Origin of the sequence: Marinobacter sp. M3C, from assembly GCF_023311895.1 — a bacterium.
Lineage (GTDB): Bacteria > Pseudomonadota > Gammaproteobacteria > Pseudomonadales > Oleiphilaceae > Marinobacter.
Genome location: NZ_CP092284.1, coordinates 3,868,839 through 3,895,482, shown reverse-complemented (window position 1 = coordinate 3,895,482; position 26,644 = coordinate 3,868,839). Strand labels below are relative to the sequence as shown.

Below are 26,644 nucleotides of genomic sequence, written 5' to 3'. Positions count from 1 at the left end.
CGTCCTGATTGACGCAATTGTTATGTGTTTATTTCGAAACATCACGCATGGTATTTGGTATCAAAGCGTTTCCATTCTTAAACTCTTCAACCAAATGCACATCAGTGAAACCTTCAAAAATATCCCTTGGTACATGTTCAAAAACTATCATTTGAAAATCACCTAAATTTTCATTTCTACTTTTAATAAATTTATCCATTAATTCAAAAGCCTTCTTTATTTTAAAAGCATCTGATTCGTTGAGCATTGCTTTCTTTTCATCTCCGCTCCCCCAATATGGTCTGCTAGGTTGATCAATCACAATATAAGGAGCTACAAACGGTGAGTCATTCCTAAATGCCACTTCCTGCATTGCAAGTGTGAAAAATAAATGTAGAAACATATGATTTGAACTGCTACCAACATTCTCAATGAATGTAGTTTTTGGCTTTCTCAGTAAAAGGGTCTTTTCTTTATAATCGAACACTGGCTGATAGTTCGAATAGTTAACAAGAGCTTCACCGGTTATTTTCATGTACTCTGAAATTATTTCCTCAATAACCTTTATGGTAAGATTTCTTTTTTCAATTTCATCAACAACATCTATTGCCCCGATTTTCTCCTTCAAACTTTCAATTTCTATATCTGTGTTAGTTGATAGTGAATCCTCTTGCGAGGAGTACAACTCCATTTTCGACTTTACGCTGCCCAGGAAAAAATACTTTTCTTTATCATTACCAAAACTTTTATGTTGATCAGGCATGATTGATAACGAGGTTTTTAGTAAAGAAACGTCTTTCTCCAATTGTTTAATTTCATCATTAACCTGTTTGTCAATTGGTGTTTTCGTCTTACATGCATTGCGAATTTCGTTTAGTTCGCTCGCCAATAACTCAATGACATCTGAAAAAATAGATGTTTTAATTACATCAGAATCTCTTTCTTTGAGAAAGGTAATCGGCTTCAAACTATCGTTTGTTATAGAAAGACTATTTTTGTATGACTGGAACTCCGATACAAAGCGTTTAAGATTTTTTATTTTTCTTTCTTTTAGGTAAACATCATGTTCTAGTTCGCTATTAAATCCATTATCTGCTATTTCTGTCTGAACCCCCGAGACAGTTAACTCAAGTTGTGATAGCGAAGAATCAAAGTCCAGATCGGGACTAATCAGTGAGTATTCTTTGGCCTCCTTAATTATCGATTCCTGCTCTAACTTAAAGCTATCCGACTTAGTTGATATCGACTTCGATTTCTTCTGTAATTTTGAAAGCCTTAATTCAAACTCTGCTTTCTTTTCCTTCTTAAGGACATTTTCAATGGTTTCAATTCCTACAGCCAAATCGAATATCCTAGGTAATGCATCTCGATACCGTGAGTTATCCTGCTTATCAAAAAATACTCCAGTATCATTTTCTATGATATTCACTGATATAGTATTGAACATCAGAAAGTATCTTAGTGATATTTTTGACCCTGGTTTAATTAAATTGCTTCCATAAGGAATTGATACATCACTATCGATCCTGAACTCACTCTCTAGAAGAGATTTGATGGAGGCCTCTGAATTATTTGAAACTAAAGAATCAGGAATTTTTCCTTCTGATGAAAAATAGTATTCCTTTGAAACCTTACCTCTGACTAGTGATTTTCTCGCAATGGTATATTCCTTCCCATTAACATGGAATAATATTCCGTACCACGCGACATTTTCGTTCACGATGCTTTCTGAAATTTTTGAGTCACTTGAGAAGAAGCAATAATCGATTATATCTAGTATTTCTGTTTTCCCAGTACTACTATCACCGGTAATAACATTAACCTTGTTTGGTTTAAATTTTATTTCTCTTATTTTTTTATTGTTAAGCCATAAAACAACTTTGTTAATATGAAATTTCATAGCTCCACTCTCAGGTTCAAGTACAATTTACTCTCCGTTTCAGCTAGCAACTTAGCTATATTATCAGATGCCTTAAAAATACTATTAGCTCGCTTACCCATTTTTGAGTCATACTCAAAGGGCTTAACCAACTTCACGACTCCATCTGAAATATCAATATATCCCGCATCGTTAAGATACTGGATAGAATTCATAGTCATTACTAATGAGTCCATGTATCTCTTATTGAAGTTGGAGAAATAGCTTACTTGATCAGAAATTAATTTCTCTATACTTTTAACACTTGTTGTTTGTCTAGCTAAATACTGCAAAAGCTTTTGATGCGACAATAAAGGAAAAACCAGAAAAACCTTAGAGATGGACAATGCATTGCTTCGACTCAATACAGCACCAATAGCAACAACGCCTATCCCAAAATTATTATAGTAATTAATATTCATTTCTTATATTTCTCCCAATCCTTCCTCCACCCAATAACCGGAGAATCTGACAGATCGTAGAATGCTCCATTACTCATGCTAGTATCCATGGGCTGCTGACAAAGGATAAGGTTTTTTTCTCTAATAGAGTCAAGAACTTTCAGGGCAGTATTATTATAGTCTTTCTCATCAGTAACCCCCCTATATGAGCTCTTATATTTATTTCTCCATTGCTCTACAGCATCTTTCTTAAAATCAGAAATTTCGTTACTTGTAATTTCACCCTGCTGAAGCCAAATATTGATATTGCTCTTTAATTTTAACTTAAAAACAGTAAGTCTGGCGATTTCCTCAAAATCATCGATTGAAACATCATTAATCTCGACAAGTTGCTCTATGAATATTTGTTTATGCAACTTGTCTGGTAAAGCAGACTCATATTCGCTTATTGTCAGAACACCATTTCGGGCCAAGTCATAATGACGTCTATATCGCAGATAAAAATCATCAAAAGAAACATTAATTTTGTAACCGTTTCGGATTTTAACAAAGTTATCTTCTCTAATAGACGAGTCTAGTCCTGAGAAAACTTGATCTATTTTAGAGTCAACGATTTTGTCAGCTCTAATTGCTTCTTTGCACTTAAAAATTATATCATCTACATTTAATTCAAAGAAAATCTTCTTAAGGTAATTCTCTAAAACTTCCTCCGTCAACGACAAGACATCATTAATATAACTTTTTATTGTCTCGCTTTTGGAGCTATTAGAAAACTCTTCAATTTTCTTCTTAAAATCTTCAAATTTCATTGCCCCCTCTTGATAGTCTGATATCGCTTTAAGTATGGAATTTAACTCAGAGGATGACTTGTTAGATGCGAGGATAAATGATGTTTTTTCGATAAATTTTAGTTGATCAAGTTTCTCGCCTCTACCGTCCTTACTGTCAGAAACTATCTTCGACCAATTTGACAAAGTTTTCCATAGATCGGAGTCTGATTCAGTTAGATTTATGGGAGTTTTGTCGATCTTCTTTTTTATAGTATGTTTAACTTGGAAATATACTTGCTCGTTATTGTCTAGGGAAACACTGATTTATTCCCCTCACGTTGTCGGTTTGGTAAAATGGTCGCTCCTCCGCAGGATTAGCCAGAGACTGTCATGAAGCAAACAAGTTTCGCCCAGGCAGAATTTGCTGCCAAGAAAAAGACAACCCGCCGTGAGCGGTTTTTGGCAGAAATGGAGCAGACCGTGCCCTGGTCGAGGCTGCTGAACGCGCTATCGCCGTTCTATTATCCTGATTCTCGCGGTAAACGAGGCCGTCCCCCAATACCTTTAAAGCGCATGCTGCGGATGTACTTTGTGCAGCAGTGGTACGCCCTGGCGGACGAAGCACTGGAAGATGCCATCTATGACAGTCAGGCGCTGCGCAATTTTGTGGGGATTGACCTAGCCGTGGAATCGGTCCCCGATGCCACAACGCTGTTGAAGTTTCGCCACTTACTCGAAAAGCAGGCTTTAACCCAGGTGATCTTTGAACAGATCAACGGCCACTTGGCGGACCGCGGCATGCTCATGCGTGAGGGTACGATCGTCGATGCCACTATTATTGCAGCACCGCCCTCGACCAAGAACAAAGCAAAGGCGCGGGATCCGGAGATGCATCAGACCAGAAAAGGCAACGAATGGTACTTCGGCATGAAAGCGCATATTGGCACGGACGCAGACTCTGGGCTGGTCCACAGCCTGACGGGCACGGCCGCCAATGTAGCGGATATCACCGAAACCGAGCGCCTGTTGCACGGTGAAGAAACCGAGGCGTATGCGGATGCGGGTTACACCGGTGTGGCCAAACGCGACGAATTTAAGGACACAAAGGTTACCTGGCACGTGGCAGAGAAACGCGGCAAGCTCAAGAAAATGGCAGAAGGCCCGCGCAAAGATCTGGTGACCCAGTTCGAGCGAGCCAAAGCCCAGATCCGGGCCAAAGTGGAGCATCCGTTCCACGTGATCAAGAATCTATTCCGGCACCGAAAGGTCCGTTACCGAGGGCTGTTAAAGAACACAGCGCAGCTGTTTACGTTGTTTGCTCTGGGCAATCTTATACTCGCTCGCAGGATAAATCCGTCTCAAAGCGCGTGATATAGGCCTTAAAGGCCGAACTTCGGCCGCAAAAAGGCTTTTATAACCTGAAAACAGGACATTTAATGATTCTGGCGTACAACTCGGCCAGAAATCTTACTGAAATTTGAGTGAACCTCATTATGGCGGTGAGTCACGATTTGATCAGCGCTTCCCTAGTTCGGTGTGCACATCGTCCTTAACTTCCAAGCCGACTGATTCTCCAGGCCTAAGACAAAGCAGCTTCCATAAAAAGTAATAGTACTGGTAATCGAAAGCAACTAATATCGAGTCCGCTGACGTCTTACTAGAATGCGTTTTATCTTTACTCACAATATGCAACACCTTCTATATATTTTGAATATACCTATCAATACATAACGCCAGCCATAAGCGGCGCCCTGAAAAGGGCGTCCGGTGGAGGGCCAAGGGCCCGGAACAACCTTGATGGCCTTGTTAAGCGACACCACAATTCAGCAACCGAAAATTAGATGTTTGAATTTCACGCTGCTTACTTAAAGGCCTGATTGAGGATTCAAAAAACGCATGGACACTCAACCTTGGTTTATCAAGCTGATTTTTCTCTCTTATGTGTCTTGCCTGAAGCTCATTAATTGAGGTTTCTATCAGAATTTTTTCTTTACTGTGGGGCTTGATGTTGAGGCAGTGTAAAGATCTGAATTCTGCTGCCCTGCCTACCCAAAGCAGAACAGCCTCGATCCCTGTCAGCTTCAGCGTAAATGGAGAAAGATTGGTTATTTCTAACCATACTCTTGCGTCCGGCAAATCTGCGCAATTTACAACCAGCCCTTCGTTCTCGCTGCTTATGGTGACATCGACCATCCCCAGCATTTTTTCATTGGAATATATCAAACGAAACAATGACGGTAGTAATTTTGAAAGTACCTTTATCAGCCAACTTCTTACAGCTTCTAGCAACTTTGCTTCCTCAGATTTGAGCGCTTAACAGTGACTAGGTAGCACACTTCATTATTGCAAAAACCTGAGCGCTACATAAAATTCAGATCACACTAAAAATTATTACTTTTTTCTTATCCTAAACAACGAATTATAAAAAACACACTGCATCCGCTCGCAATCACCTAACGTCTTCGTTAGTGCAATAATGAAGACGTCAGATGATTGCAATAACGAAGCATTAACTGTTCTCGCACCTTCAAAAATCACCTTCGACGCAAGAACATCATTTCCTGAATTTCTGAATGCTGTCTGCTCTGGTGCAGCGATTTTTGTGGCGAAAAGCCAAACAGAGCGCAGCACAGACAGCCGCAGAATAAACGGTATGAAAAACCAGGGACTGAAAAGAGGCTGTGGTGGTACTGAAAGGTTCATCGGCTGTCATCCTTAACAAGCGGCGCGTCTATATCGGTTACCACGTAGACTAAAGCATCTCAGTACTGCTTGTCTGCCCCTTTGCAAAAATCCATAATTTTAAGCAATAAAAAAAGCTGCGCGGTAGGCCCACGCAGCTTTTTGTTTTAACTTTATTTTCTAACTGTTTCCTTTACGCCGCCGCCAGCAATGCTCCAGTTGCAGCAACCACACCACCAAGCGCTCGGCCGAACCGGTTATCCGTTTTCTGCATCAGGGTGCCAAGGGCACGGCCTGCAAACGTAAGCGCCAGTGTGGCAATAAGGATACCCGCCAGTATTACCGACAAACTGATACCGGTTTCCACGCCCGGCAGGCTCAAACCGCCCCAGGCAATGCCAGCGCCGACAACAAGGTTGGCAAACACAAATGGCCGTTCGCCACGCATCATTTTGGAATCACGCGCCATGATGTCGAGGGAAGCATGCACGTATTCAGCGATGTCGATTTTGTTGATGATCAGCAGGTCGGATTTAGTGATGCCGGGGCTGCCTTTGCGGGGAATTTTGTCGCCGCCAGATTCCACCAGCACCAGTTCCAATTTCGGGGAAAACACCAGAGACAGGCACTCTTCACACCACTTAACCTCGCAGGGACACACTATACCTGTCTGTTCTGCCTGTCTGTTCTGCCTGTCCTTTCTGGATATTATTAAATCCAAATGTTTAATAACCTCGAAAAGCGTCTACTTGATTCATTAGGGCCTGACCACTTTTCATCAGTCGATAGTTTTTCAAAATTTGAGGCGCGACTGAGTTAGGGTCTGTAATACTTGAGCAGTGAGGGGTCAGGAGTATTTTTTTATTCTGCCAAAATGGGTGCATCTGAGATAATGGTTCCTCTCTAAAAACATCAAGGCATGCTCCTCTCAGCTGACCTTCATTTAGTGCTGTTATCAGATCTTCATCTATCAGATGTTCGCCCCTCGCTACATTGACCAAGCAAGCCCCAAAAGGCAGTTTATTAATGTTTTCAAGGTTAAGAATACCCCTCGTGTCGTTTGTCAGGGGCAATAGGCAAATCAATATATCTACTTGTGAAAGAAACTCTCCTAGCTGCCTGTCACTTGCATAAGACTTTACTCCGGTGATAGTCTTTTGAGTGCGCGACCAACCAATGACATTGAATCCAATCTCAGAAAACTTGCTAGCCGAATATTCTCCAAGCTTACCTAACCCCATTACACCGATGGTCGTATGGGCTATTGCTTTGGGTGACTGCTGTTTCCAGTTCGATTGGAACTGCTGAGCTTTGTATATGTCAAAATCCCGGAAGTAATACATAACTGCTGTATGAAGATATTCATACATAGACTGTGCTAATAGAGGGTCTATGATTCTTATCACCGGTAGATCTTTTGGAAAAAATTCATCATTAAGTAAATGATCTATACCTGCGCCCATAGAGCAAATGCATCGCAGATTTGGGTAGTCTCGTAGAACGCCTTCAGGATGGTTCCAACATAAAGCAAACTCAACGTCAGCTTTCCGGCTTTCGTTTGGCCATATTTGAACGTCGAGAGTAGGGTCTAGTGCCCTTAGGGCGGTTACCCAGGGTTTAGGGTCTTTATTGGTACAAATAATTGATATTGTCATGTTATTTTGCTTTTTCCCGTAACTATACCGAACGCTTCATCGCCGCCAAAACGCGATTTCAAAACCGATCTGGGGAAAGAGCTGGCGTTTGCCGCCAGCCATTCTTGCAGGGACGTTGAAAGGTTGCGCAATCGTCGTCTTAACTCTCAGCGACGTTGCTTAATCTTCTTCCAGGCCGTGAACGCTATGGCGCTAACGATCACTGCGGCAACCAGGTATTCAATATGCAGAACGTCGCCAATGGCTTCGTGGCCGGAGTGCGCCAGCGCGTTCGTAGAGGCCAGCAGGAGCACTGCACTGATACTCATTTTTTTGATGTTTTTCATGGCTATTTTTCCATTTTAATTCGAAAGAACAAAAGGTGTTCGCTCAGGCAGTTTTAGCCAGCTTTTCTGGCCTGCGCTCTGGCAGCATTCCCCGCTCCAAAATAAAGCTGATGATGGTTTCCAGCCCTACTCCGTCATAAAGGTTGGCAAACACAAAGGGCCGTTCGCCGCGCATCATTTTGGAATCACGCTCCATGATGTCCAGAGAGGCATGCACGTATTCGGCAATGTCGATTTTGTTGATGATCAACAGGTCGGATTTGGTGATGCCGGGGCCGCCTTTGCGGGGAATTTTGTCGCCGGCGGATACGTCAATCACATACAGGGTTAGGTCAGACAGTTCCGGGCTGAAGGTGGCGGATAGGTTGTCGCCGCCGGACTCTACCAGCACCAGTTCCAGGTTCGGGTGTCGGTTTTGCAGGTCGTCGATGGCCGCCAAATTCATGGAGGCATCTTCGCGAATGGCGGTGTGGGGGCAGCCGCCGGTTTCAACGCCCAGTATGCGGTCTGCTGGCAGGGCGTTGTGCTTCAGCAGGAAGTCGGCGTCTTCTCTTGTGTAGATGTCGTTGGTCACCACGGCGATGTCGTAGTGGTCTTTCAGGGCACTACACAGCTGACGCAGCAATGCGGTTTTGCCGGAGCCTACCGGGCCGCCAACGCCTATTCTCAAGCAATGTGCCATGGTTATTTCCTCGTTCGCTATTCGTTTCTGAAGACGTCAGTTTCTGAAAAAGTTAACTTCTAAAAAGTCTCGAATACTGTGTTTCGTGCAACGCACTGCCCAGCGCCAGCCCCGGCAGGATGGGGCCGAGTTCGTGATCTTCCCTTTGCAGAGCAACCTCCACGGCGGTCACCAGCAGTGGGCGCATGTGTTCGGTGATGCGCTGGGCGGCGGTGTGGCCAAGGGGCAGCGCTTTGCAAGCGACTGACAGCTGGTTTTCCAGCCAGGCCCAGGCGAAGCCAATGAGCGCTTGGCGTTGCGGTACCTGTCGGTAATGGGCTACCCAGGCGAACATGGTGATGTAACCGGGTTGGCTAGGAATCAGGTTCGCATCCGGCAGCAGGCCAAGGTTGCGCAGCAAGGTAACCAGGGCCGCGCCCAGGCGGGTGTCTTCGTCGCTCAGTTCGGCGGTTTCACGGGTGGCTTGTAGCCAGGTGTTCCACTGGGCAATGGCCTGCGCATCTTCCCTTGCCCAGGCTGTTTGCAGGCGCGCCAGCAGGGGCAGTTCGCAGCGGCTTAAGCCATCTTCAAGCACGCCTTCCAGCCATTCGCGTAAGTCGGCTTCGGTTTTCACCCAGCCCAGTTCAAACGCACTTTCCAGGCCCTGAGACCAGGCAAAGGCGCCTATGGGCAGCGCAGGGCTAACCAGCTGCATCAGGCCCAGCAATGCCAGGTCGCTTGTGGCGACTGGCTGGCTGTCAGTGTTCATGGTTTTCAGTGCTCATGGCTGTGCCCGGCCGAGGAATAAGCACCCGGTTCGGGGTCGAATTTGGCGTTGTGGTGTACAAGGGTGGCGCCCAGGTGTTCGGCCAGTTCTTCCAGTACGTGGTCTGGCGGAAAACGAATCCAGCCGCCCTGCTTGTCTTCGCCAATGGCCAGTGACACGTGGCGGTTGCCCAGGTGGTAGCAAAGGCGCGCCAGGGGCAGGCCGGCGGCAACGCGTGCGGTTACCACCGGCTCGTCGGCGGCGCGAATGCGGATAACTTCGCCGGTGCGGGCTTGCAGCAGGTCGCCATCGCGCAGTACCGGGCCACGGTCCAGGAACAGGCCAACATCAAGGCTGGTTTCGGTGGTGGAGCGCAGGCGGCCGCGCATACGCAGCTCGTAAGGCAGAGTCAGGTTGTCGTGAATTTCTGCGCTGTCGATGTTGTGGATGCGTTCTATTAATTCCAACATAGGATTCTCCGGTTGCGCCTTAAAACAGGTGGTAGCGCTGGGCCAGTGGTAATTCGCTGGCCGGCTCGCAGGTGAGCAGTTCGCCGTCTGCATACACTTCGTAGGTTTGCGGGTCTACGGTGATGTGCGGGCAGGCGTCGTTCAGTTTCATGTCGGCCTTGCGCACCTGCCGTACGTTCTTGCAGGCCGCCAGCGGGCTGTCCAGGCCAAGTGCTTTATCAATGCCCGCATCCATTGCGGCCTGGCTGACAAACGTCAAACGTGTGGCACTGGCCGCTTTGCCGAAGGCGCCAAACATCAGGCGGTAGTGCACGGGCTGGGGCGTGGGGATGGAGGCGTTGGGGTCACCCATGGGCGCGGCTGCAATCATGCCGCCTTTCACAATAAGGGCTGGCTTTACGCCGAAAAACGCCGGGTTCCACAGCACCAGGTCTGCCATCTTGCCCACTTCTACCGAGCCCACTTCGTGGCCAATGCCGTGGGTGATGGCGGGGTTGATGGTGTACTTGGCGATGTAGCGCTTGGCGCGAAAGTTGTCGGCACCCAGGCTTTCATCTTGCGGCAGCAGGCCGCGCTGTTGTTTCATTTTGTGGGCGGTTTGCCATGTGCGGCACACCACTTCGCCCACCCGGCCCATGGCCTGGGAGTCGGAAGCGATCATCGAGATAACACCCAGGTCGTGCAGGATGTCTTCCGCGGCGATGGTCTCGCGACGAATGCGTGAATCGGCGAAGGCGACGTCTTCAGGGATGTTCGGGTCCAGGTGGTGGCACACCATCAGCATGTCTAGGTGTTCGTCGATGGTGTTCACGGTGTAGGGCCGCGTGGGGTTGGTAGACGACGGCAGTACGTAGGGTTTAGAGCAGGCGGTAATGATGTCGGGCGCGTGGCCGCCACCGGCGCCTTCGGTGTGGTAGGTGTGAATGCAGCGTTCTTTGAACGCGGCCAGGGTGTCTTCCACAAAGCCGGATTCGTTCAGGGTGTCGGTGTGAATGGCCACCTGTACGTCGTATTTGTCCGCCACGGTCAGGCAGTTGTCGATGCTGGCCGGGGTGGTGCCCCAGTCTTCGTGCAGTTTCAGGCCGATGGCGCCGGCTTTTATTTGCAGTTCCAGGGCTTCGGGCAGGCTGGCGTTGCCTTTGCCCAGAAAACCGATGTTCATCGGCATGCTGTCGACGGCCTGAAGCATTTTGCCCATGTGCCAGGCACCGGGTGTGCAGGTGGTGGCGTTGGTGCCGGTGGCCGGGCCGGTGCCGCCGCCGAGCATGGTGGTAATGCCGCTCATCAGGGCTTCTTCAATCTGTTGGGGGCAGATGAAGTGGATGTGAGAGTCGATGCCACCGGCGGTGAGAATTTTGCCTTCGCCGGCGATGATTTCGGTACCAGGGCCAATAACGATGGTGACATCTGGCTGGGTGTCGGGGTTGCCCGCTTTGCCGATGGCGGCGATGCGGCCGTTTTGTAGGCCAACGTCGGCTTTAACGATGCCCCACCAATCCAGAATCAGGGCGTTGGTGATGACGGTGTCCATCACGCTGTCGTCGGCGCGTTGGCTTTGGCCCATGCCGTCGCGGATGACTTTGCCGCCGCCGAATTTTACTTCGTCGCCGTAGTGGGTGGCGTCGCTTTCGACTTCTATCCACAGGTCGGTGTCGCCCAGCCGAACTCGGTCGCCGGTGGTGGGGCCGTACATGTCGGCGTAGGCTTGTCTTGTGATTTTCATGTCTTCGCCTCCAGATTTCCCATCACTTCGCCTCGAAAACCGTAGATTTTTCTGCTGCCGGCGAACGGAATTAAGGTGACCTGCCGTGACTGTCCCGGCTCGAAGCGGATGGCGGTGCCCGCGGCTACGTCAAGGCGGTAGCCCGTTGCTTTGGCGCGGTCAAACGTCAGCGCCGGGTTGGCTTCGGCGAAGTGGTAGTGGGAGCCGATCTGTACCGGGCGGTCGCCGGTGTTGGCGACGTCGACGGTGATGCGTTCGCGGCCGGCGCAGAGTTCTATGTCGCCGTCTTTCAGTTGGTACTCTCCGGGAATCATGGCGCGGCCCTCATACAATGGGATTGTGAACGGTGACGAGTTTGGTGCCGTCCGGGAAGGTGGCTTCTACCTGCACTTCGGGAATCATCTCGGCGATGCCGTCCATCACGTCGTCGCGGGTCAGTATTTCCGCGCCGCTGCTCATGAGTTCTGCAACGGTTCGGCCGTCCCGGGCGCCTTCCATTATCTCGGCGCTGATCAGGGCGATGGCTTCGGGGTAGTTCAGTTTCAGGCCTCTCACTTTGCGGCGTTCGGCCAGCAGGGCTGCGGTGAACAGCATTAGCTTGTCTTTGTCTCTTGGTGTCAGTTCCATTTTGTTATTCCTCTGATCTCAGGTCAGCCATATCCGCGGCACTATCGCCGCTTTGCCGGTCAGCAAGGGCCGCAATAACTCCCAGGCTTGCTGGCATAAAGCCCAGGCTTCGTTTCTTTCTTGCCCCAGATAACGCAACAACACCACGCCCCGGCGGCGAGTAACGGCCCAGCGCGGGTTTGCCGGCAGTGCGGCGCGCAGAATTTCTATCGCGGCGGCTTCGTCTTCCAGGCCAACAACCCACAAGGTGGCCTGAACGGTTGCGCCGCCCTGCCCCCAGGGGCCTTTGAAGCGACGGTGTTCGGGGTTCATGATTTGGCGTTCCAGCCATAGCGGCTGGCCGTCCATCCGCAGTTGGAAACGCTGTTCCAGGTGGCCGGATGCGAACGGCAACTGGCTGGCCGGGCGGCCAAGGGCGAGAATTTCCCAGCCCAGGCATTTGGCGCCGGTGTGCAGTTCAATGGTGGTGGTCTGTTCGCCGCGGGAGCCGTCAAATGCGAGGGTTTCCTGCGGCAGGTATTCGAGTGTGGCGTTGCTGGCTACGTGTAAGCGGGTGTGTTGCCCCCAGGCCACGCCATGGCTGTCTGCTTTGTAGAGTTTGGCGGCGGCGGGTGTGGTTAAAAGTACGTGCGCGCCTTCCTCCACGGTGGCATCAATACGCAGTTCGTCGCCGCTGACCAGCCCACCCGGCGGGTGAAGCAGGTACACGTGGCAGCAACCGTTGCGGCCTTCCGGGTAAAACGGCCGCTGCACTCTTAACGGGCCATGATGCCTGCGGTGCGCTAATCGGGTAACGGTGCGGCCTGGCCCGTCGTCGCGCAGGTCAAAACCCAAAGACAGTGCCGCGGCCCAGCGCCGTTGTGGGTCGAAGCGGTGGCCGGAATCCTGTTCTGGCGGCTGAAAGGCCGCTTTGGGCTGATGAACAGGCTGGTCAACGGGCGCTACGCGCTGAAATACGGTCATACCGTCAGGTGCTTTTTAATGAGTTCGTTGGTCAGACCGGCGATTTCGCCTTCGGCTACGCGGCGGCCGCGATCCAGGATGGCAAAGCGATCGGCGTATTTGCGGGCGAAGGGCAGTTTTTGCTCCACCAGCAGCACGGTCAAACCGTCTTCCTTGATCAGCCTGCGAATAACTTCACCAATCTGAGCGACGATGTTGGGCTGAATGCCCTCCCCTGGTTCATCCAGTATCAGCAGGCGGGGTTCAATCACCAGCGCCCGGCCAATGGCCAGTTGCTGTTGCTGACCGCCGGAGAGATCGCCGCCCCGGCGGTGGCGCATTTCTTTTAGCACCGGAAACAGTTCGTACACGCGCTCGGGAATCTTTTTACTGCCGTCTTTGCGCACCGCCAGGCCGGTACGCAGGTTTTCTTCCACCGTCAGCAGCGGGAAAATCTGCCGGCCTTGGGGCACGTAGCCAATGCCCAGGCGGGCGCGGTCTTCGATTTTTTTCTGGGTAAGCTCGATATCCTGGGCGAACGTGATGGAACCGCTTTTCACGGTTTCTTCGCCCATGATGCATTTCATCAGCGTGGTTTTGCCCACGCCGTTGCGGCCCATAACGCAGGTGCACTGGCCCTGGGGCACGTCCAGCTCCAGATCCCAAAGGGTGTGGCTTTCGCCGTAATACTTCTCCAGTTTCTGGATTTTCAGCATCAGGCTTTCAACTGGCATCAGGCTTTCCGTCAGCACTTGGCGTTCAATGGACATCAGGCCTCCTCCCCCAAGTACACCTTGATAACGTCCGGGTGGTTAGACACCTGGTCCATGGTGCCTTCCGCCAGCACGCTGCCCTGGTGCAACACGGTGACTTTGCGGGCAATGGAACGCACAAAGCCCATATCGTGTTCCACCACCACAACAGACTGTTTGCCTGCCAGAGTGGTGAGCAATTCGGCGGTGCGTTCCATTTCCTGTTCGGTCATGCCGGCCACGGGTTCATCCACCAGCAACAATCGCGGTTTTTGCATCAGCAACATGCCAATTTCCAGCCATTGCTTCTGGCCATGGGACAGAATGCCGGCCAGGGCAGCGCGTAGGTTGCGCAGGCCAATCAATTCCAATACTTCGTTGATGCGGTCGCGGCATTCGCCGGTCAGCACCGCGGTCAGCGTGGGCAACACGCGCTTGTCAGTCGCCATGGCCAACTCCAGATTTTCAAACACCGTGAGTGCTTCAAACACCGTGGGCTTCTGGAATTTGCGGCCAATGCCCAGCGAGGCGATGTCGGGTTCGCTTTTCGTCAACAGATTGTGACGGCTGCCGAACCACACCGAGCCGGTGTCGGGGCGGGTTTTTCCGGTGATGATGTCCATCATGGTGGTTTTACCGGCGCCATTTGGGCCGATGATGCAGCGCAGCTCGCCGTCGTCGATGGTCAGGTTCAGGTTGTTGATGGCCTTGAAGCCGTCAAAGCTAACGCTGACGTCTTCCAGATACAGAATAGGCCCGTGGCGAACGTCGACCGGCGATTCTTCTGGAACAAGAAAGTTAAACACCTTGTTGCGGTTGCCGAGTTCCTGAAAAAAGCTCATACGGTGGCCTCCTGCGAGTCGGGATTATTGGCGGGAACAGCGGCCTTTTTAGGCTTGAACACCAGCCCGGCAATGCCTTTGGGCAGGAACACCGTGACCAGAACAAACAGGCCGCCCAAGGCGAACAGCCAGGCGTCTGGCATCACGCCGGTGAATACGGTTTTAGCGTAGTTCACCAGCACCGCACCAATCACCGCGCCGTAAAGCGTGGCGCGCCCACCCAAAGCCACCCACACCACAATTTCGATGGAAAACAGTGGCGAGAATTCGCTGGGGTTGATGATGCCCACCTGGGGCACATACAAGGCGCCCGCTACTCCCGCCAGCATGGCCGATATCACGAATACGAATAACTGCACACGTTCCACCCGATAACCCAGAAAGCGGGTTCGCGCTTCGGCATCGCGGCAGGCCACCGCCACGCGGCCCAGTTTGCTGGTGACAATGCCGCGGCAAATCACATAACCAATCGCCAGCGCCACGCCGGTGGCCAGAAACAGCCCCAGGCGGGTGGCGTCGGTGCGCAGGTTGAAGCCCAGAAGGTCTCTGAAATCGGTCAGGCCGTTGTTACCGCCAAAGCCCATTTCGTTGCGGAAGAACGCCAGCATCAGCGCAAAGGTCAGCGCCTGGGTGATGATAGACAGGTAAACACCCGTCACCCGCGACCGAAACGCCAGAAAGCCAAACACCAGCGCCAGAAGGCCGGGCGCCAGCAGCACCATTGCAAAGGCAAACCAGGCCATGTCGAAACCCAGCCAGTACCAGGGCAACTCCTGCCAGTTCAAAAACACCATGAAATCCGGCAGAACCGGGTCGCCGTAGGTGCCGCGATCGCCAATCTGGCGCATCAGGTACATGCCCATGGCGTAGCCTCCGAGGGCAAAAAATGCGCCGTGGCCCAGGCTCAGAATGCCCAGGTAACCCCACACCAAATCAACGGCCACGGCCAACAAGGCGTAGCAAAGATATTTGCCCAGCAGGGTGACGGTGTAGGCGCTAACATGCAGCGCGCTGTCTTGCGGCATAAAAACGTGCAGCACTGTGACGATCGCCAGCGCCGCGAACAGAACACCCAGAAATGTTCGGGTGGAGCGTTCAGCTAAAGGTCTTGTTAACCACATACCTTACCCCTCCGCTGCACGGCCTTTCTGGGGAAATAATCCCCGAGGCCGTTTCTGAATGAACAGGATGATCATCACCAGCACCATAATCTTGGCCAACACCGCACCCACCCAGGGTTCCAGCAGCTGATTGATGGTGCCAAGCGTCAACCCGGCCAGCAGCGTGCCCCATAGATTGCCTACGCCGCCGAACACCACCACCATGAACGAATCGATGATGTAGCTCTGGCCCAGGTTGGGGCCGACGTTGGTAATCTGCGATAAGGCCACGCCCGCCAGGCCGGCAACGCCAGAACCCAGGGCAAAGGTGAGAATGTCGACGCGGGTGGCTCTTATACCCATAGAACGGGCCATGGCCCGGTTCTGAGTAACCGCCCGAACCTCTAGCCCCAGGCGGGTTTTACGCATAATCAGCATCAACCCGGCGAACACCACCAGCGCAAAACCAATGACGTAAAGCCGGTTAAGAGTCAGTGACAGAGCTTCGTTGATCATCAGCGAGCCACTCATCCACTCCGGTGTAATCACCGTGCGGTTCAGCGGGGAAACCACTGTGCGCACCAGCTGTTGCAGAATCAGGCTTACGCCAAAAGTGGCCAGCAGAGTTTCCAGCGGGCGGCCCTTCAAGTATTGGATAACGGTGCGTTCAATCACCACGCCGGCCAGTGCCGCCACCAGAAAACCGGCAGGAATGGATAGAATCAGCGCCAGGCCCGGCTGGCCCGGCAGCAGTTGCTGCATGCCCCAGGTGGTGTAGGCACCCAGCATAATCAGCTCGCCGTGGGCCATGTTGATCACGCCCATCACACCAAAGGTAATGGCCAGGCCGATGGCGGCAAGCACCAGAACCGACCCCAGCGACAGGCCGAAATACAGGGTTTCAGCGGCGCGGTTCAGGGTCAGTTTTTGTTCGATGCTGTCCATAGCTTTCGTCGCAACCGCAACCAACGCCGGATCGTCACTGCGCATGGCTTGCTGCAGGGCAGCGCGGGCTTGCGAATTCAGGCTGCCTGCCAAGGTTTCAACCGCCGCCAGATCGCCCTGCTCGGCCACGCGGTAGATGGCCAGTGCTTCGGTCAATGCGGCGCGAACCGGCTCACTCTGCTCGGTATCAATAAGGCCCGGCACGCGTTCGGCCAAGGCGCTGTCTACGCTGCCTTTCAGGGCGCGGGCAGCGGATAAACGGCTGCTTTGGTCAGGGCTTTTCAGGTCAATCACCGAAAGAATGTCTTCCAGTTCGCCGCGAAGCGCATTGTTAACGCGAACGGTGTCGATGTCCCGGCGGGAGAATTCGCCCAAATTTTCTCCGGTCAGTGCGCTTTGCACGGTCCAGTTACGGCCGCGATTGTCCGTCACGATGATGAATTGCCCGCTGGATTCAATGCGGGCCAGTTTGTTGCTGGCAAACGATTCCAGCCAACCCCGGGCGCGTTCATCGCCGCTGCCTGCAATGCGATTAACCACGGCTTTTTTTTCTGTAAATGACGAGTCCGCCAGTGCCGTGAGCAGTTGTTGCGCTTCGGTGTCTTCCACCTGAGCCTGGGCAAAGCCTGGCCAGAACAGAGAACAGACAAGCAGAAGCTGACTGAGCGATCGGATGATGCCCATGGTTGTGTCCTGTTTTTATTTAACTAAGAGGGTCGAGCGAAAAACGCGGTGCTAAAAAACGGACGGGGGACCAATCCCGCCCGCAAAACGGGTCAGGCCACTTGGCCTTACTCGGCAGCCACCGCCGCTTTACCGCCGCAGGTTCCAGTGACCACATTGAAGTTTCCGCAGAACATCGGCTTGCGCCAGTCGCTGATCAGGTCTTTTGACCCTGGCAGGAAGTCAGACCAGGCATCGCCCACCACCGTTGACGGTGTTTGCCACACCACCGAGAACTGCCCGTTGTCTTGAATCTCGCCGATCAGAACCGGTTTGGTGATGTGGTGGTTGGGCATCATGGTGGCGATGCCACCGGTGAGGTTGGGCACGGCTACGCCGATGATGGCGTCTTTCACCGCGTTCACATCGGTGGTACCGGCTTTCTTCACCGCTTCCACGTACATGTTGAAGCCAATGTAATGGGCTTCCATCGGGTCGTTGGTGACGGCGTCTTCCCTACCGGTGTAGGCAACCCAGGCGTCAATGAAGTCGTAGTTGGCGTCGGCATCTACGCTCATGAAGTAGTTCCAGGCTGCCAGGTGGCCGACCAGCGGGCCAGTGTCGATACCCGACAGTTCCTGTTCACCCACAGAGAACGCGACCACCGGAATGTCGGCGGCATCGATGCCCTGATTGCCCAGTTCACGGTAGAAAGGAACGTTGGCGTCGCCGTTAATGGTGGAAACAACGGCGGTTTTCTTGCCGGCGCTGCCGAACGCTTTGATATCCGAGACAATCGCCTGCCAGTTGGAATGCCCGAAAGGCGTGTAGCTAATCATGATGTCTTCGGCGGCCACGCCCTGTGCTTTCAGGTAGGTTTCCAGAATCTTGTTGGTGGTGCGCGGGTACACATAATCGGTACCGGCCAACACCCAACGCTCAACGCCGATGTCGTTCATCAAATAGTTAACGGCCGGTATCGCCTGCTGGTTGGGCGCCGCACCGGTATAGAACACGTTTTCAGACGACTCTTCGCCTTCATACTGAACCGGGTAAAACAGCAAGCCGTTCAGCTCTTCTATAACTGGCAGTACCGACTTTCGTGACACCGAGGTCCAGTTACCAAAAATAACGTCGACTTTTTCTTTCGCCAATAGCTCGCGGGCTTTTTCAGCAAACAGCGGCCAGTTAGACGCGGGGTCTACCACCACCGGCTCAAGCTGGCGGCCGAGGATACCACCCGCTTCATTCTGCTTTTCGATCAGCATCAGCATGGTGTCTTTCAGGGTAGATTCACTAATGGCCATGGTTCCGGAAAGGGAATGCAGAATACCCACCTTGATCGGGTCTTCCGCGGCAAAACTATTGAAAGAGATGGATAGCGCTAGTGCAGAGAGACCCAGTTTCACGTGTTTTCTGATGCTCATGTTTTCATCCTGTGCGTCTTGATGGATTGCGCTGTTCGTCAGCAACACACCCACCAGCTTGCATGGAACGTTCCAACCATGATCATTCATTAATAATTTCAATAAGTTAAAACCAAAAAAACGAATAAAAACGAATAAAATTGAAACAATTTTTAAGCGCAACGCACCAAAAAACACGCAGTCGAAAGCCCCATGCTCACAATTGGTGCGTGCGAAGATACGCGAGGTTAGATTGAAAGGTACGGGGAGTTATTTCAGCAAAATAGGTTTCGAACGGGACTAATGCTCAGCCAAAAAAAACCGGATATTGTTCTTACCCTGGCTTTTGGCGGCGTACATTGCACCGTCGGCATGTTTGATTAAATCCGCGGCGGTGTCCCCATCATCGGGGAAGATGGCAATACCCAGCGATACGCCTATTTGAAGCACCTCACCAAGAATTTCGATGGGCTCATTAATCGAGGTAACAATGCGGTTCGCGACTTCGATAATTTCGGCTCTTCCTTGCGGGTTGTTAAGAAGAAATATGAACTCATCGCCACCCACACGGGCTACGGTATCGGTTCTTCGCACCAGCGCCAGTAGCCGTTTCGCCACATCTTTTAACAAATCGTCCCCGAATTTATGACCAAGTTGGTCGTTTACGAGCTTAAACCCGTCAAGATCGAGAAACATCAGTGCGAAATGGCTCTCTTCGCGATTGGCGTGGAGAACCTGTTGGTTAATCCGGTCCATCAATAAGGTTCTGTTGGGCAAGTCGGTCAAGGCATCGTGAAACGCCAAGTGCCGGATGTGCTCGTCTTTACGCCAAAGTGCCGTAATGTCGCTGAACACAGAGACATAATGAATGGGTTCGCCGGCCTCATCGCGCACCATGCTGATGGTCATGCGTTGCAGGTAAAGCTCTCCGTCTTTACGGCGGTTCCATATCTCGCCATGCCAGAGCCCCTTAGCTTTTATTTCCCCCCACATGTACGCATAAAACGCTTGGTCATGCCGATCGGAATGCAGGATATGAGGCGTTTGCCCGACGGATTCCTCAAGGGTGTAGCCCGTAATTTCAACGAACCCTGGATTGACCGATAAAATCACGCCGTTAACATCGGTAATCAGAACACCATCGAGCGTATTGTCGAAAACACACGCGGCCAGCTTGAGCTTTGCCTCAACCTCCTTCAGAACCGTTACTTCACTGGCTTGAATCGAGAACCCTCGCACCCTGCCATCGTCCTCAAAATCCGGAATATAGTTCCCGATAATATGCCCGACGCTGCCATCGACTTTGTTCAGGGTGCGCTCAAAACGCTGCGGTTCACCCGCCAGCACGGCACGAAGATGGGGTTCATTCAGAGCATAAAGTTGCTCGCTGACCAGGTCCTGAAACCGAATCCCGATAACGTCTTCGGGTGGCATGCCAAACCATTCGCTGAAGGCATTGTTGGCATAGCGGCAGCGTAAATCTCGGTCCCAATAGCCCATCATATTTGGCGTGCTATTAACGATGGTTCTGATGAGCTGCTCGTTCTTGAGGCTCGCCTCTGATGTGGATTCAGCCTGTTTGAGTGCTTTTTGGATACGATGAGTAACGTGGATGTAGTAAGCAATGAATGGGCAGGTAATGGCAAACGTCGCCATCACCAGAAAATAAAGGCCATGCTCGATAAAAGAATGGTTTACGGATAAGGGCCATATCTCAATGCTTGCGATCAAGCTGACAACGGCGAGTAAAACGAAAAAATACTTGGTGCAGGGTGAGGCGATTACCGTACTTATCCAAGGCCCGCGTATTTTTTGGACGCTCATCGATTATCTCTGGGTGTAGGCATACTATTTCCAAAATGCGTCTATGGCGATGCGACCCTCGGTTTCAGCGTGGAATCTAGCACATATTTCAAATTATTGATGTGAATAATAGGTAGGGGCAAATCAAAAAATTCAGCCTTTCACTACATTTTGTAAGCGTAGATTACGGCTTGGCCGGGCGCTGCACGAACAGTGAGACCAACGCCAGGCACGCTGAACCCACCATCAGCAATACCGACACCGCGTTTAATACCGGTGTTGAACCTTCCCGCAGCCGGTTAAACATGGCAATGGTCAGAGGGGCATCGGAGCCCACCAGCATCAAAGTCGTGTTGAAGTTTTCAAACGACATCAAAAACGCCACCACGCCGGCACCATACAGCGCAGGTTTCAGGAACGGCAGGGTAACGGTGGCGATGGCTGTCAGGCGGCTGGCGCCCAGGTTCATGGCGGCTTCTTCCTGAGTAATGTCGAATTTGCGCAAGCGCGCAGAGATCACCAGGGTGGCAATGGTGGTAAGGAATGCAAACTGGCCAAGCGTGACCAATACCAAGCCCGGGCGCAGAGCTTCTATTTCATAACCAAACTGCACCTCAAACCAGTTAGCCACGGTACTGCTGAACACCAGAATGGACACCCCGAGTATGACCCCCGGTATCACCAGCGGCATCAGCATCAGCACGTAAAGAAAGTTCTTACCCGGAAACTGCTCGCGCTCGAACAAAAAGGCGTTGCAGGTGGCCAGTGCCAGACTGGCCATAGTGGTGACAATGGCCACCTGAATACTCACACCTATACTGTCGAGCAAGGCGTCATCGTGAAACAGGCCAAGCCGGGGCTCGCCCTTGCCCAGATACCAGTCCCAGGTGAAACCATTCCACGGCAGCGACGGGAACAATGCGTCGTTAAACGAGAACGCCGCCACAACCACCAGGGGCGTGATTAAAAAGATGAAAAACAGCGTTACATAACTCAGGTAGGAAACCCGAAAGAAGCGGCTGCGGGGAATAGAGGGAATCATGACATCACCCGTGTAAACGACTGCCTGGTAATTTTCAGGCCCAACCAAACGATGAGTGACGAGAGTATCAGCAGCAAAATGCCGAAAGCGGCGCCCTGCTCCCAGTTAAAGCGGGTAATAAACTGAGTGTAGATCTGCTCGGTAAACCACAGGCTGGATTTGCCGCCCAGCAGTGTTGGGGTCAGGTAATTTCCGAGCGTTAGCATAAACACCACAATGCAGCCGCTCATAATGCCAGGCATGGCGTGGGGGATCACAATGCTGCGCATGACGTTCCAGCTGCTGCCACCCAGGTCGTATCCGGCTTCAATCAGGCTGTTGTCCAGGCTGTCGAGGGTGGTCACCAATGGCACCACCATAAACAGCATGGAGGTGTAGATAAGCCCCACCATAATGGCGACGTCGTTATAAAGCATTTCAACGGGTTGGTCCGCAAGCCCGAACCATTGCAGCGCGCCGCTGATCAGCCCGGTTTCCCGCAGTAATATCATCCAGCCGTAAGTACGCACCAGTTCGCTGACCCAGAACGGCAGCAAGCACAAAATAAACAACGCAATCCGCGGCCTGCCGGTGAGCACCTTGGCAATGTAAAACGACACCGGGAAGGCAATAATCAGCGTCATCACCGTGGCGATGATTGACATCACCGCGGTGCGCACAAAGGTATTCCAGTACAGAGGTTCGGTAAAAAACGCAGTGTAATTACCAAAGCTGAAGCCGTATTGCCGGGATGCAATGCGCTCCCGCAGCGACACCAGCACCATATCGATGTGCGGCAGAATAATCAGCAAGCTGAGCCAGAGCACGATAGGCGCCAGCAACAGCCAAAAGCCCAGGCGGTATTGCGTGCGGTTGAAGTTGCCGTTTGCTTCGCTCATGGCGTACCCAGCGGCTGCGTATCCGCGGGTGCGGGGAAACAAAGGCACTGACTGGCTTGCCAGCTAACATGCACCGAACGGCCCGCCTCTAATGCCTGAAAGTCTGCGGTCTGCGGCAGCGCTACTGTAAGCTCGGCGCCTTCGGCGGTTTCCACCTGAACCCGGCTTTGTGCGCCATCAAACAGTACGCGCGAAACGGTAACGGCCAGGCAATTGTCTTGTTCCGTTGCCGGCCTGGATGTGCTGATCTGCATCACTTCGGGCCGAACAAACAACGTAATGGGTGAGCCCGCCACCAACGGTTGGCTGGTGTGGCTCAACAGACGCACACCCTGCTCGGTCACCAGGGTGACAAGGTCGCCAGACTGCGACTGTACCTTGCCTGCGTACTGGTTGCTGTCGCCAACAAAGCCTGCCACAAAGGCGGTTTTCGGCTGGTAGTAAAGCTCTTGCGGCGTGCCGACCTGCTCAAACCGGCCCTTGTTCATCACGGCTACTTGGTCAGACATAACCAGTGCTTCAGACTGGTCGTGAGTGATGTAAACAAACGTGGTGTTGAACTCGCGCTGCAGCCGTTTGAGCTCAATTTTCATTTGCTCGCGCAGTTTCAAATCCAGAGCGCCTAACGGCTCATCGAGTAACAACACGGCGGGGTTCAGCACCAGGCAGCGGGCTATGGCTACGCGCTGTTTTTGCCCGCCAGAGAGCTGATCAATGCGTTTGTCGCCGTACCCGGGCAAGTGAACCTTAGCCAGCACTTCGTCAATCAGGGTGGCGTGTTCACGCTTGGGAATGCCTTTGCGCTTCAACCCATAAGCAATGTTTTCCGCCACCGACATGGTCGGAAAGAGTGCCAGGTGCTGAAACACCATATTAACCGGCCGCTTGTTCGGCGGCGTGTTCAGCACTGACTTGCCTTTGATCAGAATATCGCCGGAATCCGGTTGCTGAAAACCAGCCAGCATTCGCAGCAGCGTTGTTTTACCGCAGCCAGAGGGGCCAAGGATGGAAAAAAACGCCCCGCGGGGGATGCTGAACGACACCCCGTCGACAGCGGCAAACTCACCAAAATGTTTGCTCAGCAGGGTGCAGGCAAGATCTTCCTGCACCCCCGCGTCGGCACCCGATGCGCATGCTTGATCCGACATAGACAATAACCTTAATCGAGCTTAGTTTGCGGCTTTCACCCGATCGAGAACCTTACCTTCCATTATCTCCAAACCGGCGGGAACGGGCGGGTACCAGTTGATGTTGTCCAGGTCTGCCTCTGGAAAGCTCTGCTTGAACTGGGCTTTCAGCGTGTCATTGACAAAATCATCACTGCCTTTAGAGGCCGTAAAGTTACCGGCAGACTCGGTAATACGAGCCGCAACTTCGGGCTGCATCACAAAGTTGATCCACTTATAAGCGGCGTCTTCGGCCTTGGTTTTACGCGGCAGAACAAACGTATCAATCCAGCCCAGCGCACCAGATGCGGGCGCCACAAACGTAATGTCCGGGTTTTCTGAGTTAAGCTTCCAGCCACCCGCATCCCAAGCCATGGCCGCAGACACTTCGCCCGAGCGCATCAGGTTCAGTAAGGCATCGCCGCCGGACCAATAGGCTTTTACGTTGCTCTTACACGACACCAGTTTTTCTTCCACTTTATCCAGAATGGCCTGGTACTTCTCCGTATCGCCGTAGGCTGCAAACGGGTCTTCCCCCAGCGCGAAAGCAAAACCAATCAACGTGGGGCGCTTCAAGCGATAAGACACAGAGCCGCTTAACGAGGCATCACACAGGTCGGTGTAATCTTTCACCGTGCCCGCGGCCTCGCGGTTGACGATCAGGCCACTGGTACCCCAAACGTGCGGAACACCGTACACCTCACCTTCAAATTCGGTGTTCTTTTTAGTCGCTGCCAGCATGGAGGGGATGATTTTTGCCGTGTCGATTTTGCTCAGATCCATCGGCTTATAAATATTGAAATCAGCCTGGGCGCTAATAATGCGGTCCTGGCTTGGCTGGGCCAGATCAAAGCCCGCGCCGCGTGTGGCGCGCAGCTTTGAAATCATGTCTTCGTTATTGGAGAGCGTTATTTCAACTTCGATGCCGGTTTCTTTCTCGAATTGCTCGACCACATCCTGTGGCGCGTAACCGCCCCACGTGAGCAGCCGAAGTGTTTCAGCCTGGGCCGACATCGAAAACGCGCCTGCTACCGCAGTAACCAGTGTCAGAACCTTGAATTGACGAAGGAATCTCATGATTTGGCCTGTCCTTATGAGCAATGAAAAACGATGAAGTGCAATTCATAAGCCTAACTGTAGTGGGTTACAGATTTTTGACAAGTCACCGATTCGCTTCAATTCAATTTAGCGTTTCAAGAGTCATCTTCGGAGCTTACTGCATACTGCCCAAACCGCTGAAACTGCATTTCTTGCAGGCGGCTAAGGGCGCGGCGAAACGGGAACCCCAACGCGCCCCGGCTGTATAGCTGGTTTAACGGCACGGCCGCGCTCAGATACAGCGGGATACTGCGGTCGTAGCACTCATCTACCAGCGCAATGAATCGGCGCACGCCGTCATCCTGGCGCGACAGCGCAGGCAACTGGCGGTCTCCGGCGGCCACCTGGGTTACGCCATCTTCGGTGCCACGGGCAATCGCCGTTTGTTGCCCAGCGCCTGTGAGCCGGGGCACGTCGCTCAAAAAAATATGGGAGAAACAGTCACACACCTCGATAAAATCTTGTGCGGCCAATGGCTGCTCGCATAGATCGTTATAACGGCACCACAGCAAGCGTTCGCTGCGCCGGACCACCTTGATGTACCGATGGCCCAACAGCACCGGTTGGCTATGGGCTTGCTCGCCACTAATGAGTAACTCTGTGAACGCCGCCTCTAGAGCCTGGGGCTGGTTAACCCAATAGCGTTGCTGGCCTTGGCCAGGATGTAACCGATGGTCCTGGCCGCCATCCACGCTCACAACCTGCATGTGTTGGTTGAGTGCGGAAATGGCCAGCAGCAGTCGTTCACGATTAAAGCCATCTGCGTACAACTCATCCGGTGGCTGGTTTGACGTCGTCACCAATACCAACCCCTGAGCAAATAATTCACGCAATAAACCACCGATAAGAATGGCATCGCCAATGTCACTGATGAAAAGCTCATCAAGGCACAACACCCGTGCCTCGGCCACCAACTCCTGCACCAAAAGCCGCAGCGGATTTTCCTGTCCGGTTAACTGAAACAAGCGCCGGTGAACCCAGCGAATAAAATGATGGAAGTGCTGTCGCCGGGCAGGCACGGTTAAAGCCTGATGAAAACGATCCATTAACCAGGTTTTTCCGCGCCCCACAGGCCCCCAGAGATACACGCCTTGAACATCCGGGTCGCCTGATTGCAACTGTTCATAGCAGCGCTGCAAACTCAAGGCAGCCCGGTGCTGCGCGGGGTCGTCTTTAAAACCCGCGGCCAGCGCTTGTTGGTGGGCCGCATAGGGGGAAAGCATGGTCATTCAGGTTGTTTTTCCTCAGTTGGCGCGCCCGAACACTCTGTCGAAGAAACCGGCGGTTTTTACCTCTGGCATTGGCAAGCTGTCTACTTCGGCCGTCGCCTTGCGCCAGAACGTCTGCGGGTCGTCCAGTTCTGCCACCAACGCCCGCTGCTCCGCAGTGTAATGGTTATGTTCGCCGGTCAACCCCTGTGCAATCAAAGCTTTTGCCCACAGGTAAAGGGTACCGCGAACGATTTTGAGAATCTTGCTGTACTCCTCGCGACTCACATTAATCGCAAGCTCTGCACTCAGGTTGATTTGTTTCTGAAGAACGGCGGTTACCTCTTTACTCAACTGTATCCGCTTGCCGTTGCCTTTTTTGCTGGTCAGGCAGAACTCTTCCAGATCTTTGACGCTTTCGGTCAGGTCAAGTCGGCCAAAGTCCGTTGTTTGCTGAGGGTTCACCGGCGCTGGAATCCAGCCATATTGGGGAGACTTAGCCACAATGTGACCGGGCAAACCGCGGCGATACGGCAGCGCCGCATCCGCATTCTCATAGCCGTCAAATTCAGTCCTCAACCAGGCCGACATATTCTTGTGGCGCAGCATCATGGCAAAGGTGATCGCTGAGGGCATAATGCCTTCGAGCAATTCCGATGAATCCTGAGTTCGTTCCTCAATCTGGGTAGCAGATACTGGCATGATGTCCCCTTGAGCAGCCGGTGTGTTCTGTACCAGCCGCTAGATTTTGTTGTTTTTTACTCGGTTCGCTTTATCGGATATCAGCACTAAAAAATAGCCAATAGACCGGTCACTCACTG

Annotated in this window: 27 protein-coding genes and 1 pseudogene; 2 read left to right on the top strand and 26 right to left on the bottom strand. The window is 52.2% G+C overall.

All coding sequences use genetic code 11. From position 1 onward, the window contains the following. Positions 1–28: 28 nt before the first annotated feature. From MIH18_RS18265 to MIH18_RS18255, 3 genes are read right to left on the bottom strand one after another with little or no spacing between them, the layout of a single operon-like run. A complete protein-coding gene (locus MIH18_RS18265; protein WP_249013191.1) occupies positions 29–1,879 on the bottom strand; it encodes a DUF3732 domain-containing protein in 1,851 nt (616 codons plus the stop codon). After that, positions 1,876–2,319, bottom strand: coding sequence for a three component ABC system middle component (locus tag MIH18_RS18260; RefSeq protein ID WP_249013190.1), 444 nt, complete (start codon positions 2,317–2,319; stop codon positions 1,876–1,878). Before MIH18_RS18260 ends, MIH18_RS18265 begins: the two co-directional genes overlap by 4 nt. Continuing rightward, positions 2,316–3,107 (bottom strand): ABC-three component system protein, encoded by a 792-nt coding sequence (locus tag MIH18_RS18255; RefSeq protein ID WP_249013189.1) that lies wholly within the window; start codon positions 3,105–3,107, stop codon positions 2,316–2,318. Before MIH18_RS18255 ends, MIH18_RS18260 begins: the two co-directional genes overlap by 4 nt. A gap of 351 nt (positions 3,108–3,458) precedes the next feature. On the opposite strand from MIH18_RS18255, the gene MIH18_RS18250 reads away from it, so the two are divergent. After that, the gene (locus MIH18_RS18250; protein ID WP_249012898.1) at positions 3,459–4,439 is read left to right on the top strand and encodes an IS5 family transposase; all 981 of its coding nucleotides are present in this window, start codon (positions 3,459–3,461) and stop codon (positions 4,437–4,439) included. 435 nt (positions 4,440–4,874) lie between these two features. On the opposite strand, the gene MIH18_RS18245 is transcribed toward MIH18_RS18250, so the two are convergent. Further along, positions 4,875–5,357, bottom strand: coding sequence for a hypothetical protein (locus MIH18_RS18245; RefSeq protein ID WP_249013188.1), 483 nt, complete (start codon positions 5,355–5,357; stop codon positions 4,875–4,877). Positions 5,358–5,544: 187 nt separating this feature from the next. Between MIH18_RS18245 and MIH18_RS18240 the strand changes: the two genes are divergently transcribed. After that, the gene (locus MIH18_RS18240; RefSeq protein WP_249013187.1) at positions 5,545–5,787 is read left to right on the top strand and encodes a hypothetical protein; all 243 of its coding nucleotides are present in this window, start codon (positions 5,545–5,547) and stop codon (positions 5,785–5,787) included. Between the two features lie 285 nt (positions 5,788–6,072). Here the strand turns inward: MIH18_RS18240 and MIH18_RS18235 are convergent. The 22 genes and pseudogenes from MIH18_RS18235 to MIH18_RS18130 form a co-directional block, all read right to left on the bottom strand. Further along, positions 6,073–6,471: pseudogene (locus tag MIH18_RS18235) on the bottom strand (GTP-binding protein); the annotation flags it as partial. Between the two features lie 4 nt (positions 6,472–6,475). Continuing rightward, positions 6,476–7,405 carry a glyoxylate/hydroxypyruvate reductase A gene (locus MIH18_RS18230; RefSeq protein ID WP_249013186.1) on the bottom strand — a complete coding sequence of 310 codons (930 nt, stop codon included), beginning with the start codon at positions 7,403–7,405 and terminating at the stop codon, positions 6,476–6,478. Between the two features lie 146 nt (positions 7,406–7,551). Continuing rightward, positions 7,552–7,731, bottom strand: coding sequence for a hypothetical protein (locus MIH18_RS18225; protein ID WP_249013185.1), 180 nt, complete (start codon positions 7,729–7,731; stop codon positions 7,552–7,554). Positions 7,732–7,774: 43 nt separating this feature from the next. Beyond that, positions 7,775–8,413: an urease accessory protein UreG gene (ureG, locus tag MIH18_RS18220; RefSeq protein ID WP_249013184.1), complete on the bottom strand. Its 639-nt coding sequence runs from the start codon at positions 8,411–8,413 to the stop codon at positions 7,775–7,777. 52 nt (positions 8,414–8,465) lie between these two features. After that, positions 8,466–9,161 (bottom strand): urease accessory UreF family protein, encoded by a 696-nt coding sequence (locus MIH18_RS18215; protein WP_249013183.1) that lies wholly within the window; start codon positions 9,159–9,161, stop codon positions 8,466–8,468. Between the two features lie 5 nt (positions 9,162–9,166). Continuing rightward, positions 9,167–9,628 carry an urease accessory protein UreE gene (gene ureE / locus MIH18_RS18210; RefSeq protein ID WP_249013182.1) on the bottom strand — a complete coding sequence of 154 codons (462 nt, stop codon included), beginning with the start codon at positions 9,626–9,628 and terminating at the stop codon, positions 9,167–9,169. Positions 9,629–9,647: 19 nt separating this feature from the next. Beyond that, positions 9,648–11,351, bottom strand: a complete 1,704-nt coding sequence (gene ureC, locus MIH18_RS18205) for an urease subunit alpha (RefSeq protein WP_249013181.1) — start codon at positions 11,349–11,351, stop codon at positions 9,648–9,650. After that, positions 11,348–11,665, bottom strand: a complete 318-nt coding sequence (locus tag MIH18_RS18200) for an urease subunit beta (protein ID WP_249005903.1) — start codon at positions 11,663–11,665, stop codon at positions 11,348–11,350. The genes ureC and MIH18_RS18200 overlap by 4 nt, the downstream gene beginning before the upstream one ends. Positions 11,666–11,675: 10 nt before the next feature. Next, positions 11,676–11,978, bottom strand: a complete 303-nt coding sequence (gene ureA / locus MIH18_RS18195; protein ID WP_249005904.1) for an urease subunit gamma — start codon at positions 11,976–11,978, stop codon at positions 11,676–11,678. A gap of 18 nt (positions 11,979–11,996) precedes the next feature. Further along, positions 11,997–12,941 carry an urease accessory protein UreD gene (locus MIH18_RS18190; RefSeq protein ID WP_249013180.1) on the bottom strand — a complete coding sequence of 315 codons (945 nt, stop codon included), beginning with the start codon at positions 12,939–12,941 and terminating at the stop codon, positions 11,997–11,999. Then, positions 12,938–13,636, bottom strand: a complete 699-nt coding sequence (gene urtE / locus MIH18_RS18185) for an urea ABC transporter ATP-binding subunit UrtE (RefSeq protein ID WP_249014649.1) — start codon at positions 13,634–13,636, stop codon at positions 12,938–12,940. The genes MIH18_RS18190 and urtE overlap by 4 nt, the downstream gene beginning before the upstream one ends. A gap of 53 nt (positions 13,637–13,689) precedes the next feature. Beyond that, on the bottom strand, positions 13,690–14,514 hold the full coding sequence (gene urtD, locus MIH18_RS18180) for an urea ABC transporter ATP-binding protein UrtD (protein WP_249013179.1): 825 nt from the start codon (positions 14,512–14,514) through the stop codon (positions 13,690–13,692). After that, entirely contained in the window at positions 14,511–15,635 is a 1,125-nt protein-coding gene (urtC, locus tag MIH18_RS18175; protein WP_249013178.1) for an urea ABC transporter permease subunit UrtC, read from the bottom strand. Before urtC ends, urtD begins: the two co-directional genes overlap by 4 nt. 3 nt (positions 15,636–15,638) lie before the next feature. Beyond that, positions 15,639–17,243, bottom strand: coding sequence for an urea ABC transporter permease subunit UrtB (urtB, locus tag MIH18_RS18170; RefSeq protein ID WP_249013177.1), 1,605 nt, complete (start codon positions 17,241–17,243; stop codon positions 15,639–15,641). Between the two features lie 107 nt (positions 17,244–17,350). After that, positions 17,351–18,649, bottom strand: a complete 1,299-nt coding sequence (urtA, locus tag MIH18_RS18165) for an urea ABC transporter substrate-binding protein (RefSeq protein WP_249013176.1) — start codon at positions 18,647–18,649, stop codon at positions 17,351–17,353. A gap of 279 nt (positions 18,650–18,928) precedes the next feature. Continuing rightward, positions 18,929–20,452: a sensor domain-containing diguanylate cyclase gene (locus MIH18_RS18160; RefSeq protein ID WP_249013175.1), complete on the bottom strand. Its 1,524-nt coding sequence runs from the start codon at positions 20,450–20,452 to the stop codon at positions 18,929–18,931. Positions 20,453–20,615: 163 nt separating this feature from the next. After that, the gene (locus tag MIH18_RS18155; RefSeq protein WP_249005910.1) at positions 20,616–21,473 is read right to left on the bottom strand and encodes an ABC transporter permease; all 858 of its coding nucleotides are present in this window, start codon (positions 21,471–21,473) and stop codon (positions 20,616–20,618) included. After that, the gene (locus tag MIH18_RS18150) at positions 21,470–22,351 is read right to left on the bottom strand and encodes an ABC transporter permease (protein WP_249005911.1); all 882 of its coding nucleotides are present in this window, start codon (positions 22,349–22,351) and stop codon (positions 21,470–21,472) included. Before MIH18_RS18150 ends, MIH18_RS18155 begins: the two co-directional genes overlap by 4 nt. Next, positions 22,348–23,499, bottom strand: a complete 1,152-nt coding sequence (locus tag MIH18_RS18145; protein WP_249013174.1) for an ABC transporter ATP-binding protein — start codon at positions 23,497–23,499, stop codon at positions 22,348–22,350. The genes MIH18_RS18150 and MIH18_RS18145 overlap by 4 nt, the downstream gene beginning before the upstream one ends. Positions 23,500–23,520: 21 nt before the next feature. Further along, a complete protein-coding gene (locus tag MIH18_RS18140) occupies positions 23,521–24,594 on the bottom strand; it encodes an extracellular solute-binding protein (protein WP_249013173.1) in 1,074 nt (357 codons plus the stop codon). Between the two features lie 116 nt (positions 24,595–24,710). Then, on the bottom strand, positions 24,711–25,844 hold the full coding sequence (zapE, locus tag MIH18_RS18135; RefSeq protein ID WP_249013172.1) for a cell division protein ZapE: 1,134 nt from the start codon (positions 25,842–25,844) through the stop codon (positions 24,711–24,713). A 15-nt stretch (positions 25,845–25,859) separates the two neighbouring features. Next, entirely contained in the window at positions 25,860–26,525 is a 666-nt protein-coding gene (locus MIH18_RS18130; protein WP_249013171.1) for a hypothetical protein, read from the bottom strand. Positions 26,526–26,644: the final 119 nt, after the last annotated feature.